General features: G+C 71.3%; 5 protein-coding genes. All 5 read left to right on the forward strand.

Translation table 11 applies throughout. The annotated features are described in order from the left end of the window. Window positions 1-16: 16 nt before the first annotated feature. From AB0H56_RS11790 to AB0H56_RS11810, 5 genes are read left to right on the forward strand one after another with little or no spacing between them, the layout of a single operon-like run. Complete coding sequence (locus tag AB0H56_RS11790; protein WP_357160854.1) at window positions 17-13933, forward strand: amino acid adenylation domain-containing protein; 13917 nt, start codon at window positions 17-19, stop codon at window positions 13931-13933. After that, complete coding sequence (locus AB0H56_RS11795) at window positions 13930-14916, forward strand: ATP-binding cassette domain-containing protein (protein WP_357160857.1); 987 nt, start codon at window positions 13930-13932, stop codon at window positions 14914-14916. The genes AB0H56_RS11790 and AB0H56_RS11795 overlap by 4 nt, the downstream gene beginning before the upstream one ends. Beyond that, on the forward strand, window positions 14913-15731 hold the full coding sequence (locus AB0H56_RS11800) for an ABC transporter permease (protein WP_280219860.1): 819 nt from the start codon (window positions 14913-14915) through the stop codon (window positions 15729-15731). The genes AB0H56_RS11795 and AB0H56_RS11800 overlap by 4 nt, the downstream gene beginning before the upstream one ends. Then, entirely contained in the window at window positions 15731-16528 is a 798-nt protein-coding gene (locus AB0H56_RS11805; protein WP_357160861.1) for an ABC transporter permease, read from the forward strand. Before AB0H56_RS11800 ends, AB0H56_RS11805 begins: the two co-directional genes overlap by 1 nt. Window positions 16529-16577: 49 nt before the next feature. Then, window positions 16578-17672 (forward strand): ABC transporter substrate-binding protein, encoded by a 1095-nt coding sequence (locus tag AB0H56_RS11810; RefSeq protein ID WP_357160864.1) that lies wholly within the window; start codon window positions 16578-16580, stop codon window positions 17670-17672. The last annotated feature ends 244 nt before the right edge of the window (window positions 17673-17916 follow it).

Genomic DNA, 17916 nt, shown 5'->3' on the forward strand with positions numbered 1-17916 from the left:
GAACGCAGGTCTGCTCATGACCCAGTCTTCCTCGCGTGCGACGACGACCGAGGCCACCCTTCCGCTGTCCGCCGCCCAGCGCGGCATCTGGTTCGCCCAGCACATCGCGGGCGAGACCCCCATCTCCATCGCCCAGTACGTCGAGCTGACCGGCCCGGTCGACCACGCGGCGCTGACCGATGCCGTGCGGCGCACCGGGCGCGAGTTCGGTACCGGGTATGTCCGCCTGGTCGACGTCGACGGCGAGCCGCGGCAGCTCGTCGACCTCTCGCTCGACGACGACATCGCCGAACTGGACTTCCGGAACGAACCGGACCCCGAAGCGGCCGCCCACGCCTGGATGCGCGCGGAGTACTCCGCACCGCTCGAGATGATGACCGACCGGCTGGTCCGCGTCGCGCTGCTGCGGGTCTCCGACGACCGCTTGTTCTGGTATGCGCGGATGCACCACATCGTGCTGGACGGCATGGGCGCGCTCGCCCTGGTCCAGCGGACCGGGGAGCTCTACAACGCCACCGTCGAGGGCCGCGAGCCCCCGCCCGCCAAGGCCGAACCGCTGTCGAAGATCGTCGAGGCGGATCTGGCGTACCGGACCTCCGAGCGGTTCGCGGCCGATCGCGAGTACTGGCGCGCGCACCTGGCCGGGATGGCCGATCCGGTGAACCTGGCAGGCCGGGACGCACCCGTCGACGCCCATCCGTCGCGGGTGTCGGGCGCACTGTCCCCGGACACCGCGTCGCTGCTCGACACCGTTGCGGCCAAAGTGAATTCGGGCGTCGCGCCGACCGTGGTCGCGGCGTTCGGCGCGTATCTCGCGGCGATGACCGGCGCGTCGGAGGTGGTGCTGAGCCTACCCGTCTCGGCCAGGACCTCGGCCACGCTGCGCCGCTCCGGCGGCATGCTCGCCAATGTCGTCCCGCTGCGCGTCGCCCTGGCTCCGACGACGACGGTGGCCGACGCGATCCGCGCGGTGCAGGGCGAGCTGACCGGCGCGCTGCGCCGCCAGCGGTACCGGCAGGAGGACATCGTCCGCGATCTCGGCTGGTCGATGGACGAGGCGGCGTCGTTCGGACCGGCCGTGAACCTCATGATGGTCGACACCAGGATCGCGCTGGGCCCGGTCGTGGGGCGCCTGCACGTCCTCACCTCGGGGCTCATCGACGACCTGTTCGTCAATCTGTACCCGGGCGTCGGCGGCGAGAGCACCCACATCGATCTGCAGGGCAACGGCAATCTCTACAGCCCGGCCGAGCTGGCCGCCCACCATGCGCGGTTCCTGCTGTTCCTGCACCGTTTTCTGGCGGCGGGGCCGGACGCGCCGCTGTCCACGGTCCCCGTCCTCTCGACCGACGAGCACGCGCTCTCGGTGCCCGCGCGTGGCCCGGCGGGCGTGGCGCCACGCACCCTCCCCGACATCCTGGCGGCGGGCGCGGCCGTCGACCCGGACGCGGTCGCCCTGCGCTGGGGCAGCGGTGAGACACTCACCTACCGGGCACTGGACGAGTTCACCAACCGGCTCGCCCGGGTGCTCATCGCCGCGGGTGCGGGTCCGGAACACGGTGTGGCACTGTCGATTCCCCGATCCGCGGAGTCGGTGCTGGCCACCGTCGCGGTGGCGAAGACGGGCGCGCCGTTCGTGCCGATCGATCCGACCTATCCCGCCGACCGGGTCGAGCACATGGTCGGCGACAGCGGTGTGGTCAGCGGGCTGACGGTCGACGAGGCGCGAAAGTCCCTGCCGGACACTGTCTCCTGGCTCTGTCTCGACGACGAGTCGGTCGTGCGGCGGATCGCCGAGCAGGATGCCGGGCCGGTCACCGATGCCGACCGGCGCGGCGCGATCCACCTGGATCAGGTGGCCTACATCATCTACACCTCGGGCTCGACCGGCCTGCCCAAGGGCGTGCTGGTATCGCATCGCGGCCTGGCCAACCTCGCGGCAGGCTCGGGCGCCGGCTTCGGTGTCGAGCCGAGTTCGGTGGTGGCGCACGCCGTCTCGCCGAGCTTCGACATCTCGGTCGAGGAGATCCTGGTGACGCTCGCGAGCGGCGCCACGCTGGCGATCGTGCCGCCGTCGGCGTACGCGGGCGAGGACATGGCCCAGGTGCTGCGCGCGCATCGCGTCACCCATCTCAATGTCACGCCGGCGGTGGTCGGTTCGCTGGATCCGGCGACGCTGCCCGAGTTGCGCACCATCGTGGTCGGTGGTGACGCGTGTCCGCCGGAACTGGTGTCGAAGTGGTCGGATCGCGTGCTGCTCAACGGGTACGGGCCGACCGAGACGACGGTCACCACCACACTGAGCGCCCCGCTGCGGCCGGGGGCGCCGATGACCATCGGCGGTCTCGTCCGCGGTGTCACCGGGTTGGTGCTCGATCCGTGGCTGCGTCCGGTCGCGCCGGGCAGTCTGGGCGAGCTGTATCTCGCGGGTCCGGGAGTGGCGCGCGGGTATCACCGCCGCAGCGGGTTGACGGCGAGCAGGTTCGTCCCGAATCCGCACGCGCCCGGTGAGCGGATGTACCGGACGGGTGATCTCGTCCGGTGGACGGCCGCCGACGGCCACGTCACCCTGGCGTACCAGGGACGCAGCGATTTCCAGGTGAAGGTGCGCGGCTTCCGGATCGAGCTGGGCGAGATCGACGCCGCGCTGGAGCGGCTGGCCGAGATCGACTTCGCGATCACCCTCGGCGTCGAATCACCCTCGGGCGCGACGGCGCTGGTGTCGTACGTGACGGCGGCGCCGGGCGCGGAGGTTCATCCCGAGGCGGTGAAAGCCGCTGTCGGTGAGCAGCTTCCGGCCTACATGGTGCCGTCGGTGGTGATGGTCCTCGAGCGGGTGCCGCTGACTCCCTTGGGCAAGGTCGACCGCAAGGCGCTGCCCGCCCCGGATTTCAGCGCCAGAGCCGTCGAGCTGCGAGCGCCGTCGAACCCACGCGAACAACTCCTGGCCGAGCTGTTCGCCGACGTCCTCGGGCTGGACGTGGTCGGTGTCGACGAGAGCTTCTTCGCGCTCGGCGGCGACAGCATCGTCTCCATCCAGCTGGTCTCCCGCGCCAAGGCGGCCGGGCTGGCCTTCAGCGCCCGCGATGTCTTCGAGCGCAAGACCGTCGCCGCCCTGGCCGCGGTCGCGACCACCACCGAAGCCGTCGTGGTGCACGAATTGCCCGGCGGCGGTGTCGGTCCCGTGGAACTCACCCCGATCGTGCACGCCATGCTCGAGCACGGCGACACCTGGCACCGCTACGCCCAGGCGGTGCTCATCGGCCTGCCCGCCGGCACCGATCGCGCGGCTCTGGCCGCGGCGCTACGGACACTCACCGATCACCACGACCTGCTCCGCTCGTCGCTGCGGCAGGTCGACGGGCGCTGGGAATGGACTGTCGCGGAACGCGGTTCGATCGACGTCGGCGAGCTGATCGACGTCGTCACCCCCGTGCAAAGCGGCGCCGCGGCGGTCCACACACGAGCCACGGACGAGGCGCACGCGGATGCCGATCCGGCGACCGCCAGGGCCGCGTCCATGGGCGACGACTCGGCCCCGGCCGATGTCGACTCCGCCTCCGGAGCTCCGGAGGACACGATCGATCGCGCACTCCAGCGGGCCGCCGACCAGCTCGATCCGGCTTCGGGTGTCGTCGCCCGCTACGTCCTGATCGAACGACCGGATGACTCGCCCCTGTGCTGGCTGGTCCTGCACCACCTCGTCACCGACGGCGTCTCGTGGCGAATCCTGCTGCCAGACTTGGCCACCGCGGCCTACGGCGGCGCGCTCGACCCTGTCGGCACCTCGTTCCGGCGGTGGGCGCACAGTCAACCCGAGCAAGCGGCCGCACGCCGCGAGGAATTGCCGCTGTGGCAAAGGATTCTGGCCACCCCGGACACCGCGTACGGCCACGCCGCGTTCGATCCGGCGCGCGACACCGTCGCCACCATGGCGGAGTGCCGCACGACGATTCCGGCCGATCTCGCGCATTCGGTGCTCACCACCCTGCCGGAGCGATTCCATTGCGGCGCCGACGATGTGCTGCTCGCCGCCCTCGCCCTCGCGGTCTGCCGATGGCGAGACCGCACCGGCGCGCTGCTGACTCTCGAGGGACACGGCCGCAGCGAATCGCTGCTCCCCGGAGCGGATGTCGCGCGCACGGTCGGGTGGTTCACCAGCGTGTACCCCGTCGCCGTCGACCTGGCCGGCATCGACCTCGCCGACGCGTTCGCCGGCGGCCGGTCGGCGGGAGCGGCGATCAAGGCGACCAAGGAACAGCTGCGCGCGATCCCGGACAAGGGAGTCGGCTACGGACTGCTGCGCTACCTCGACGACGAGACGGCGCGGGCCCTGGCCGACGCCCCGACCCCGCAGCTCAGCTTCAACTATCTGGGCCGCGCGGTCACCGGCGGCACCGATCCGTGGATCCCGCGCCGCTTCGCCGCGACCAACGACGACGACGCGCCCCTCGCCGCGGTCGTCGACATCAACGCCGTCCACACCGACGCGGGCCTCGAAGTCACCTGGGCCTACGCGAGCAGACTGCTCGACGACACCGCCGTGCGGGAGCTGGCCGAGCTCTGGTCCGTGGCGCTCGACGCGCTGGTCACCCACGCGGCCGACGCGGGCGCGGGCGGCCGCACCCCGTCGGACTTCCCCCTCGTCACGCTCGACCAGGCACAGATCGAGCGGTGGGAGAACGCCTACCCGCGCCTCGCGGATGTCTGGCCGCTGTCCCCGTTGCAGTACGGCCTGCTCTTCCACGCCCTCTACGACTCCGACACCGCCGACGGCTACACGGTCCAGTCCCTGCTCACCCTTGCGGGCACGGTCGACGCCGCCCGCCTGCGCCGCGCGGCCCAGGGCTTGCTCGACCGCCACGAGAACCTGCGGGTGGCGTTCGTGGAAACCGACGACGGGCCGCGTCAGCTCGTCCTCTCACACGCCGAGATCCGCTGGGACACGATCGATCTCACCGATCTCGCCGATGCCGAGGAGCGCACGCGCGAGCTCGACCGGGTGATCGCCCTCGACGCGCGCACCCGCTTCGACCTGACCAGACCGCCGCTGGTCCGCTTCACCCTCGTCACCACGGCACCGGGCGAGTTCCGGCTCATCATGACCAATCACCACCTGGTGCTGGACGGATGGTCGACACCACTGCTCGTGCGCGAACTGCTCGCGCTCTATGTCACCGACGGCGATGCCTCGGCGCTGCCGCCCGCGCGTTCCTATCGTGAGTTCCTGGCCTGGCTCGCCGACCAGGACGCCGACGCCTCCCTCGCGGCGTGGCAGCAGGCCCTGGCCGGGATCGACACCCCTACCCGCGCGGTGCCCACGCTGGCCGGGATCGAGTCCACCGAGACCGGCATGCTCTCGCACGAACTGACCGCCGACACCGTCCGGGTGCTCGAGGCCGCCGCCCGCGAGGCGGGCGCGACGGTGAACACCCTGGTCCAGGCGGCGTGGTCGATGCTGCTGGCCATGCTCACCGGCCGCACCGATGTGGTGTTCGGCAGCACGGTGTCGGGGCGGCCGCCGGAGTTGCCCGGCGTCGAGGAGATGGTCGGGCTGTTCATCAACACCGTCCCGGTGCGGGTGACGCTGGACCCGGCGGAGAAGGTGAGCGATCTGCTGGCCCGCGTCCAAGCCGAACAGGCCCGGCTCATGGATCACCAGCACGTCGGCCTCGCGGCCATCCACCGCGCGGTGGGGCTGGCCGAATTGTTCGACACCCTCACCGTTTTCGAGTCCTATCCGATCGATCGCGAGGCGCTGTCCCAGGCGCTCGACATCGCCGGGATGCGGGTGCTCGACGTGGAGGGCACCGACGCGACGCCGTATCCGCTGAACCTCATGGTGATTCCGCTGCGCGGCGACACCGGCGACGCGCTGCGCATCACCGTGAAATTCCTGGCCGACCAGCTCGCCCCCACCGCCGCGCAGTCACTGCTCGACCGGTTCGTCCGGCTGCTCGGGCAGCTCGCCGACCACCCGCACGCCCTGGTCTCGCAGCTGCAGCCCTGCGACGACACCGAACGCGCCCTCCTGGCGCCGGTGCGCGGCCCGAGCGCCCTGCCGATGCGGACCCTGCCCGACATCCTGGCGGCGGGCGCGGCCATCGACCCGGACGCCGTCGCGGTCACCGCGGGTGAACTGTCCATGCGCTACAGCGAACTCGACGCCTGGTCGAACCGTTTCGCGCGGGTGCTGCTGCGGCGCGGGATCGGGCCCGAGGTGTTCGTGGTGCTCGCGCTCACCCGCTCGCTGGAATCGGTGGTCGCGGTGTGGGCGCTGGTCAAGACCGGCGCCGCGTTCATGCCGCTGGACCCGAGCTATCCGGTCGAGCGGATCGAGCACATGCTCGCCGATTCCAAGGCGCCGATCGGCGTCACCGTCACCGCGATCGGCGAGACCCTGCCCGGCACCATCGACTGGCTGCTGCTCGACGACCTGAACACCCTGCGCCGCGCCATGCTGGTCTCCGACGCGCCCATCACCGACGCGGAGCGCGGCGGCGCCATCGACCTCGACCACACCGCCTACCTGATCTACACCTCGGGCTCCACCGGCAAACCCAAAGCGGTGCTGCTCAGTCATCGCGGCGTCGCCAATCTCACCGCCGCCCAACGGGAAACCATGGCGCTGGACCCGTCGGCGAGTGCCCTGCAGGTCGCCTCCCCCAGCTTCGACGCCTCGGTGTTCGAGATGCTCACCGCGCACGCGGCGGGTGGCCGGCTCGTGGTGTCGCCGCCGGAGGTGTACGGCGGCGACGAACTCGCCCGGCTGCTGCGCACCGAACGGGTCACCCACGCGGTCATCACGCCGTCGGCGCTGGCCACCATGGAGCCCGCCGGGCTCGACGCGCTGCGCGTGCTCTCGGTCGCCGGGGAGGCCGCCACCCCCGAGCTCATCGAGAAGTGGGCACCCGGCCGGCGGATGCTGAACCTGTACGGCCCCACCGAATTCAGCATCTGGGCCACCGGTCCGGCCGAACTCGTCGCGGGTGAGCCGGTCACCATCGGCGGGCCGATCCGGGGTGCGGCGGTGGTCGTGCTCGACGGCTGGCTGCGGCCGGTCCCCGTCGGCATCCAGGGCGAGCTGTATCTGGCCGGGCCCGCCTTGGCCCGTGGCTATTTCAACCGTTTCGAGATGACCGCGAGCCGCTTCGTCGCCAACCCCTTCGGCGCCGCCGGGGAACGCATGTACCGCACCGGTGACATGGTGCGCTGGGTCGAGGACGACGGAGAGCCGGCGCTGGAGTACCTGGGCCGCAGCGACTTCCAGGTCAAGATCCGTGGTCTGCGCATCGAACTCGGCGAGATCGACGCCGTGCTCACCCGCGACGACGAGATCGACTACGCGGTCACCATCGGCCGCGCGGGCCCGGCGGGCGCCACGGTGCTGGTGTCCTATGTGCTGCCGGTGCCGGGGGCCGACCTCGACACCGAACGGGTACGCGCCGCGGTGGCCGCCGAGCTGCCCGGCTATATGGTGCCCGCTCACGTCGTTGTCCTCGACGAGATCCCGCTCACCCCGGTCGGCAAGCTGGACCGCAAAGCCCTTCCGGTACCGGACTTCTCGATCACCGACCGCCCCTACCTCGCGCCGCGCACGCCCACCGAGGAGGCTGTCGCCCGGGTGTTCGCCGAAGTGCTCGGCGCCGAACGGGTCAGCGTCGACCAGTCCTTCTTCGAACTCGGCGGCAACTCGCTCAGTGCCACCAAGGTCGTCGCCCGCGTCAATTCCGCCCTCGGCGCCACCATCGCCCTGCGCGACCTGTTCGACGCCCCGACGGTCGCGCACCTGTCCGCGCGGGTCGTGCCCGCCGCCGTCGGCGGACCCGGCCGCCCCGCCCTGGCCGCGCGCATCCGCCCCGACCGCGTCCCGCTCTCCCCCGCCCAGCAGCGCATGTGGGTCCTCAACCAGCTCGACCCCAGCTCTTCGGCCTACAACATCGCCATCGCCCTGCGCCTCACCGGCGACCTGGACGTCGACGCCATGCGCCGGGCTCTCGCCGACGTGGTCGAGCGCCAGGAAACACTGCGCACCCGCTACCCCGCCGACGCCGAGGGCCCGCGCCAGGTCGTCGTCGACGTCGACACCGCCGTTCCCCCCATGCCGGTCCTCACCACCGAAGACGGCGCACCCCTGCGCGCTCGAATCAACGACCTGGCAGGAACCGGCTTCGACCTGACCAGAGAACCACCACTCCGAGTTGCCCTGTTCCGCATCGACACACCGGCACCGGACCGGACCGACCTGCGCGCAGATGCGCTCGCTGGCTCCCCCTCGGGCGCAGACTCCCGCGCGAATGGGGACACCGACGCGGGCGCGAACTCTGGCCCCAGCGCGGGCGCCAACTCCAGCTTCAGCGTGGGCGCAGACACCGGCGCGAACTCCACCTCCGGAGCGACCACAGACTCCAACGTCAACTCGCGCGCGGACCTCCGCTCCAGCGCAGCCGCGAACTCCAGCTCCAGCGAGGGTGCGGATTTCAGCGCGGGCGCGGGCTCAGGCGCGGCGGAACACCCACCCGTCCACGTCATCGTCCTGGTGGTGCACCACATCAGTGCCGACGGCGCGTCGATGGCACCGCTGGCCGGCGATCTGGTCGCCGCGTATGCGGCGCGGGTGGCGGGAGACGAGCCGGATCGGGTGCCGCTGGGTGTGCAGTACGCCGATTTCGCCCTGTGGCATCGCGAGCTGCTCGGCAGCGAGGCCGATCCGGAATCGATGGCCGCACAGCAGATCCGGTACTGGGGCGAGGCTCTCGCGGGTGCGCCGGATGCCCTGGAACTGCCGAGTGATCGTCCGCGTCCCGCGGTGCAGTCGATGCGCAGTGACGATGTCGGTTTCACCATCGACGAACCGACGCACCGTGCCCTGGTCGAGGTCGCGGCGGCGAACAATGTCAGCGTCTTCATGGTGGTGCACGCCGCGCTGGCGGCGCTGCTCGCGCGGCTGGGCGGCACCGACGACATCGTCATCGGCACGCCGGTCGCCGGGCGGGGCGAGGCCGCGCTCGACGACCTGGTCGGCATGTTCGTCAACACCCTGGCGCTGCGCACCCGGGTCGACCCCGACACGGGTTTCCGGGAGCTGCTCGCCGGGATCCGCACCATCGACCTCGACGCCTTCGCCCACTCCGACGTGCCGTTCGAGCGCCTCGTCCAGGTTCTCGACCCGACTCGGTCGACGGCACACCATCCGCTGTTCCAGGTGTCGCTGTCACTGCAGAATTTCGTCGAACCAGTCCTCGAACTGCCCGGCCTGCGGTTCGAGGTCGAGGACTTCGATCGCCGCTCCTCCGCCTTCGACCTCACCCTCGATCTGCGCGAACGCTTCGACGAGACCGGTCCGGTCGGCATCGAGGGCGTACTCACCTACGCGACAGACCTTTTCGATCCGCCGACCGTCACCGAGTTCGCCGCCAGATGGCGCCAAGTGCTCACGGCGGTCCTCGCCGACCCCGACCTCCGCATCGCCGACATCGACATCCTCGCGGAATCCGAACGCGCCGAACTGGTCCCGGTCCGCGGCCCGTCCACCACCGGCACGACCACCCTGGCCGACCTGCTCACCGGCACCGCCGCCACCCACCCGAACCGCCCCGCCCTGGTCATCCAGATCCCGGACGATCGCGCCCCCGTCCCCGGCAGTCATGCCCCGGCGACCACCGCACCAGACCACAACGCCACCACCGCGATCGGCGCCACAGCACCAGACCAGAACGGCACCGCCGACGCTTACGGCGCGGCACAGGCCACCGCTGAGCCCGGCGCCTTCACCACAGCCGGTGATCCAGCGCGCTTGCACAGCGAAACCGCCTCGTACTCTCCCGGTTTCGTCGACCGGCGCGAATCCAGGACAACCACGTACCAAGAGCTCGACGCACGCTCGAACCAGCTGGCCAGGCTGCTCATCGAAGCCGGTGCGCGCACCGAAACCGTGGTGGCACTGGGCCTGCCCCGCTGCGCCGAACTCCACGTCGGCATCTGGGCCGCTGCCAAGGCCGGTGCCGCGTTCCTGCCGGTCGATCCGAAACACCCGGCGGACCGGATCACGCACATGCTCACCGATTCGGGCGCGCCGGTCGGGCTGACCCTGGCCGCCTACCGGCCGAAGCTGCCGGACACGACCCGCTGGCTGGTCCTCGACGACCCCGGGTGCACCGCCCGCCTGGACGAGCTGAGCGCGTCCGCGCTCACCGCCGCCGAACTCCCGGCCGCCGTCCACATCGACAGCCCCGCGTGGATGATCTACACCTCCGGCTCCACCGGGACGCCGAAGGGCGTCACCGTCAGCCACCGCGGGCTGGCCGACCTGGTCGCCGCGCAACGCGCCGACCTGCGCCTGGATGAACGGGCCCGCGTCCTCCAGGTCGCCTCACCGAGTTTCGACGCCTCGATCTTCGAAGCCCTGATGGCCTTCGGCGCCGGTGCCGCCTCGGTGATCTCGCCGCCGGACGTCTTCGGCGGCGGCCCGCTCGCGGAGCTGATCGCGGCGGAGTCGGTGACGCACATGGTGATCACCCCGTCGGCGCTGGCCACCATCGACCCGGCCACCGTCTCGAGCCTGCGGGTCCTGGCGGTCGCCGGTGAGGCGGTCGGCCCTGATCTCGTCGCGCGCTGGTGCGGTGGCGATTCCGTGCGGACCATGGTGAACCTGTACGGCCCGACCGAATACACCATCTGGGCCACGGGCTCGGCGCCCCTGTCGGCGGACGAACCGGTGACCATCGGCGCACCGATCCGCGGCGCCGCTGCCCTCGTCCTGGATGACCGGCTGCGACCGGTACCGGTCGGCGTCGCCGGTGAGCTCTATCTCGCCGGCTCCGCCATGGCACGGTGCTACCACGCCAGGCCGGGCCTGACCGCCGCGCGCTTCGTCGCCGATCCATTCGGCGCTCCCGGCGAACGCCTCTATCGCACCGGTGATCTCGTGCGCTGGACCGGCAACACCCGCGTCACCCGGCACGGTCACCTCGCGGCCGACGAGCACCAGGCCGATCGCCAGGAACACCGAGCGCGCCCGGACCAGGCCTCACGGCCAGGCCCCAGCCCGGAGGCGGCACTCACCCTGGAGTACCTCGGCCGCACCGACTTCCAGGTGAAGGTCCGTGGGCAGCGCATCGAACTCGGCGAGATCGACGCCGTCCTCAGCCGCCTCGACGGCATCGAAGTCGCTGTGACACTGGGTGTTCCGGGTCCGACCGGCGCGACCGCGCTCGCCGCATACCTGGTGCGCTCCCCCGGCACCGACCTCGACATCGCCCGGGTCAGCGCCGAAGCCGCCGACATCCTGCCGGGGTACATGGTCCCCGCGGCCTTCGTCGTCCTCGACGAGATCCCCATCAACGCGGTCGGCAAGCTCGACCGAAAAGCGTTGCCGGACCCCGTGTTCACCGTCGAGGACACGCCGTACCGCGCACCAGGGACGCCGACCGAGCAGATCCTCGCCGAGATCTACGCCGAACTGCTCGGTCGCGACCGGGTCGGCGTGGACGACTCCTTCTTCGCCCTCGGCGGTGACAGCATCCTCGCCATCCAGCTGGTGACGCAGGCGAAACTGCGTGGCGTGCACTGCACTCCGCTGCAGGTGTTCGAGCACCGCACCGTCGGCGCGCTCGCCGCGGCCGTCGACACCGCGGGCGCGGCCGTCGAACTGGCCGAGCTGCCCGGCGGCGGCGTCGGCGAACTCCCGCTCACCCCGATCGTCCGGTACATGGTCGAGCGCGGCGGCGATTTCGACCGGTTCGCCCAGACGGCGGTGCTGGAACTGCCCGTCGGGATCGAGCGCGAGGGTCTGGTCGCGACCCTCGGCGCCGTGATCGACCGCCACGACATGCTGCGCTCGCGGCTGTGGCGGGACGCGGACGGCTGGCACCTGCGGGTCGCCGATCCCGGCTCCGTCGATGTCGACGCCCTGGTGCACCGCACCGAGTTCGACGCGCTCGACAGCATCGACCTGCGCGAATACGCGCAGACCGAACTCGAGGCCGCCATGAACCGGCTCGACCCCGCGCGCGGCGTCGTGCTCCAGTTCCGCTGGCTCGACCCGATCGGTGACGCGGGCGCCCGCACCCGCCCTGGCCGGCTGATCATCGTCGCCCACCACCTCGCGATCGACAGCGTCTCGTGGCGCATCCTCGTGCAGGACCTGATCGGCGCGTGGGCGCAGGTGTCGGCTGGCGCCACCCCGGTTCTCGCCGACGTGGGCACCTCGATGCGCCGCTGGTCGTACGCCCTCACCGAGGCGGCACGCGAGCGCGCGGACGAACTCGGCTACTGGCGGCGCGTCGTCGACTGCCCCGATCCGCCGCTCGGCGACCGGGAGCTCGATCCCGCGGTCGACCTGAGCCCCACGGTGCGCCGCGTGGACATCGAGGTCACCGAGGAGGTCACCGAGGCCCTGCTCACCACCCTGCCGCGGCTGTTCCACGGCAGCGTCACCGACGGTCTCTACGCCACCCTCGCCCTGGCCCTGGTGCGGTGGCGCGCCCGCCGCTGCATCGACGAACGGTCGACGCTGCTGCGGCTGGAAGGCCATGGGCGCCAAGAGGAGATCGTGCCCGGCGCCGACCTGTCCCGGACCATCGGCTGGTTCACCTCGCTGTACCCGGTGCGCCTCGACCTCGACGACATCGACCTCGACGACGCCTTCGCCGGCGGTCCGGCCCTCGGCACCGCGATCCGCGCCGTCAAGCATCAGCTGCTCGCGGTGCCGGACAAGGGAATCGGCTTCGGCCTGCTCCGCTACCTGAACCCGGACACCGCGGCGCGACTCCCCGCCCGCCTGCCGGGACAGATCGTCGTCAACTATCTCGGCCGCCACACCTCCGCCGAGATCCCCGCCGGGCTGGAAGGTCTCGGCTGGCTCCCCGCCGACGACCTCGGCGACCTGCACGCGCCCGAACACCCCGATGTCCCGGCCATGTCGGCGATCGATGTGAACGCCCTGGTGTCCGGCGACCGCCTGCGAGCCGACTTCGGCTACCCGGAACACCTCCTGACCCGCGCGGCCGTCACCGAACTCGCCGACCTCTGGGTCGAAGCACTTACCGCCGCAGCACGATTCGCCGACTCTCCCGCCGCACAGCGGGCCGCGGCCGAGGAGACCGCCGCGCTGGCCGCGCGCGCCGCCGACGCGGGACCCGCCGGGCTCGGCCTGGACGTGCTGCTGCCGATCCGGCTCGGCGGCGACCGGCCCGCCCTGTTCTGCGTGCACTCCTCCTCCGGAATGTCGTGGAGCTACCTGGGTTTCGCCGAACGGCTGCGTCCGGGCCGCCCGATCTACGGCCTGCAGGCCCCCGACCTCAGCGGCCGCGAACCGTCGGCCCGCTCCATCGAGGAGTTCGCGCGCCGGTACGTCCGCGAGATACGCGCCGTGCAGCCACACGGCCCGTATCACCTGCTCGGCTGGTCGTTCGGCGGCCTGATCGCCCAGGCCATGGCCGTCGAACTGGCGGCCGCGGGCGAGCGGGTGGGCGTGGTCGCCCTGCTCGACACCGACACCGCCGACATCGACGGCGACACCATCGAGCGCCTGACCCCCGGCGCCTTCATCAACACCTTCGGCTCGATCTTCGGCATCGACAACGTCCCCGCCGAGGCCACCGCCGCCGAAGCCGCCCAGCTCATCACCGCGAAGATGGGCGGAGTCGAACTCGTCGACGCCGCCACCATCGAACGCATGGCCGGCTCCTACAACGCCTCCGCGGGCACCCGCACCGGCTATCAGCGACCCGTCTACCACGGCGACGTCCTGTATTTCACGGCCACCGTCGACCCCGCCGAATGGATGGGGCCCGAGGGCTGGCGGCCCTACGTGACCGGCCAGATCGTCGACGTACCCGTCGACGTGACGCACGACGAGATGACCACTCCGCAAGCACTGTCGGCAATCTCGCCGGTGCTCGACGACCACATGGAAGCAGGAGACCGATGAGCGCAACGAGTTCCGGCGGCGTGATCGTCGAAGGCATCGAGAAATCGTTCGGCGAGGTCCATGCCCTGCGCGGCGTCGATTTCGAGGCCGCGCCCGGGGAGGTGCTCGGGATCCTCGGACCCAACGGAGCGGGCAAGACCACCATGGTCAACGTCTTGTCGACGCTGATCAGCCCCGACCGCGGCCGGGCGGTGGTGGCCGGACACGATGTCGTCGCCGATCCCGCCGCGGTGCGCAGATCCATCATGCTGACCGGGCAGTACGCCGCCCTGGACGACATGCTCAGCGGCTACGAGAACCTCGTCATGTTCGGCAGGCTGATGGGCCTGCGCAAACCCGCGGCCAAGGCCAGGGCCGGCGAACTGATCAGCGAGTTCGACCTGGACCGTGCCGCCGACCGTCGCGTCGGCACCTATTCCGGCGGCATGCGCAGGCGCATCGACATCGCCTGCGGGCTGGTGGTGCGGCCCGACGTGGTGTTCCTCGACGAACCGACCACCGGTCTCGATCCGCGCAGCAGGCAGGGGGTCTGGGATCTCGTGCGCGGCTTCAAGAAGGAGGGCATCACCACCCTGCTCACCACCCAGTACCTCGAGGAGGCCGACGCGCTCAGCGATCAGATCATCGTGATCGACCACGGCGTCGTCATCGCCTCGGGCACCGCCGACGAACTCAAGCACCGCACGGGCGGCAGCTACTGCGAGATCGTCCCGCTCGACCTCGAGGAACTGCCCGCCATCGTCGCCGCGCTCGATTCGCTGCTGCCCGCCGACCACCTGGCCACACTCGGGCCGGAGACCGATCGCATCACCATCCCGGCCCCCGACGGCGCCAAGACGCTCGCCGAGGCGTTGCGCAGGCTCGACGACGCGGCCGTCGAGCTCGTCGACATCGCCCTGCGCCGCCCCTCCCTCGACGACGTCTTCCTGCAGCTCACCGGCCATCTCGCCACCACCGAGCCCGCATCGGAGGCGTTCTCGTGACCGCCACCACCTGGCGCACCGACCTGCGCGCCACTCCCGACACCGTGCAGCAGTGGTGGGTGCTCACCACGCGCCTGATCGTCCCGTCGGTGAAGTCCGGCGAGGTGCTGGCCTCCGTGGTGGCGCCCGCCGCCTTCACCGCCAGCTTCTACATTCCGCTCAAGACCGTGATGATGTTCTCCGGCAACGGGTTCAGCAGCTACGCCCAGTACATGATGCCGCTGGTGATCCTGCAGGCCGCGGCGTTCACCGCCATCTCGGCGGCGTTCCGGGCGGCCACCGATTCCGTCGCCGGGCTCAACCGGCGGTTCGGCTCGATGCCGTTGCGGCCGCTCGTTCCGGTGGCGGCGCGCATGTCGGCCAATGTCTTCCGGCTGCTCATCTCGTTGGCGGCGGCGATCGTGGCCGGATACGTCATCGGGTTCCGGTTCCGGCTCGACGCCGCGCACACGCTGGGATTCCTGGCGTTCTCGCTGCTCATCGGGCTCGCGTTCACCCTCGGCGCCGACGTCATCGGGACCGTCTCGCGCAGTCCGGAGGCCACCTCGCAGGCGCTGGTGCTGCCGCCGTTGATCTTCGGCATGCTCTCCACCGGGCTCGCGCCCGCGAGTCAGTTCCCCAGCTGGATCCAGTGGTTCGTCCGCAATCAGCCCGTCTCGCAGTTCGCCACCGCGCTGCGCGCCCTCGCCGGTGACACCGCGGGCAACGCGGGCACGGTGAGCTGGTCGCTGATGGGCCCGCCGCTGCTGTGGGTCGGCGCGATCCTGCTGATCTGCACCCCACTGGCCATCCGGCTGAGCGCGAGGAGGGCGTGATGTCCACGACGAACCCCGCCTCGGAGACCTCGGCCGGCGCGCTGGTCCGGCACACCGCGATCCAGACCCAACGGCTGCTGCTGCGCTGGGCGCGCAATCCGATCACCCTGCTCGAGACACTGCTCATCCCGTGCCTGCTGCTGATCATGCTCGACATCGTCGTCGGCGGGCAGATCCAGAAGTTCACCGGTGAGGACGCGCTCTACGGTTCGGTGCCGATGGTCGCCATCGTCGGCGCGCTCTCCGGCGCCGTCGCGAGCGGGGTGCTGCTCGGCCGCGAACGCGACGCGGGACTGCTGGCCCGGTTCTGGGTGCTGCCGGTGCACCGCGCCTCCGGACTGGCCTCGCGCATCATCGCCGAGGGCTGCCGGATCGTGCTCGGCACCATCGCCGTGGTGCTCGTCGGTTTCCTGCTCGGCTTCCGTTTCCATCAGGGCCCGCTGGCCGCGCTCGTGTTCCTGCTGGTGCCCGTGCTGTTCGGGCTGGCGTTCGCCACGATCGTCACCGCCGTGGCCGTGTACACCGCGAAAGCCTCACTGGTGGAGGGCATCACGATCCTCACCTCGCTGATGATGTTCTTCAGCACCGGGTTCGTGCCGCTGGTCGCCTTTCCCACCTGGATCCAGCCGGTGGTGCGCAATCAGCCGATGTCGGTCGCCGTCGACGCCATGCGCGGGCTCGCCGATCACGGGCCCATCGCCCGGCCGCTCGTGCTCACACTGATCTGGTCGGCCGGGGCCATCGTGCTGTTCGCCGTGCCCGCCGCCATCGGCTTCCGGCGGGCCAGTCGCCGATGACCTCGGCCCGCGACCGTCACGCGCGGGACCACGCAGTACCCTCGTGCGCATGCCGGTGAGCGCCCGAGAACGCACCCGATTCCGTCGCACCGCCGAGCAGGGCCGTGGCGCCCGCTCGCGCGGCGTCCTCGCCGTCGCCGCGCTGCTGTGCGTCGCCGTGGTCAGCGCCGGATGCGCGGACAAGCACGACGACGCCAGCACGATCATCCGCACCACCACCAATATCGCGGGCGCGGGCGTGGTCGGCGCCGATCGCGACACCGCGACGGCCTGCCCGCTGCCGAGTGCCCCCGATCCGGCCCAGGGCGCCACCCGCACCGTCCGGCACGCGGCCGGGACCTCGCAGGTCCCCGCCGATCCGCAGCGCATCGTGGTGCTCACCAGCTCGGCGCTCGATGCCGCCTGCGCGGTCGGCCTGTGGGAGCGCGTCGCCGGCGCGGTGACCCTCGACGGCCCGCGGCCGCAGCCGATGTACCTGGGCTACGGCGTGCTCGAGGTGCCCAGCGTCGGCCCGGTCGGGCAGCCCGATCCCGCGCGCATCGCGGAGCTGAAGCCCGACCTGATCCTCGGCGACATCGCCCCCGCCGCGGGCGGTTACGAGGCCCTCAGCGCGATCGCCCCGACCGTGCTGATCGGGTCCGGCGGCAGCTGGCAGTCCGATTTCGCCGCCTACGCCGCGGGCATGGGCCGCGACGGCGCCGCCGACACCGCCCTGCAGAGCTACCTCACCGAGGCGCGCGATCTCGGCACCGCGCTCAACGCGAACCAGTCGCAGGCCTCGGTGCTGCGCTTCACCGCCGACACCACCCAGGCGCAGGGCACCGAGACCTTCGCCGCCCAGATCCTGTCCGATGTCGGCGTGCAGCGGCCCACCGCCCAGCGCGGCACCTCCTTCGACATCGCCACCGGCGAACTGGCCGACAAGGCCGAAGGCGACATCATCTACGTGATGTTCGCGGGCGAAGCCGGCGAGGAGCACGGCAGGAAAGTGCTGCGCTCGGACGAGTTCGAGGAGCTCGGCGCCGCCATGGACCGCCGCGTCTTCGCCGTCGACGACGCCATCTGGCACACCACCGGCCTCACCGCCGCCCGCGCGGTCCTCACCGACCTGCGCAACAGCCTCAACGGCTACGTCACCGACTGACCGGGTTCCCAGCGACCTCCCAGCGAGTTCGCGGTTCCGGCGCAGTGACCGGACCTACCGTCGCGGGTATGGACGAACACGACCTGGGACTCGGGCACGACCTGCGGGTGATGTCGCGGCGGAAGGCGCTGGGGTTCTTCGGCGTCGCCGGCATGGCGGTGTCGCTGACGGTCGGGGTGGCCGCGAAGTTCCAGAACATGCAGTCCGGCAACGGTTCTCCTCTCCCGGTGGTGGCCGGGGTTCG

Origin of the sequence: Nocardia sp. NPDC050717 (assembly GCF_040654275.1) — a bacterium.
Taxonomy (GTDB): Bacteria; Actinomycetota; Actinomycetes; order Mycobacteriales; family Mycobacteriaceae; genus Nocardia.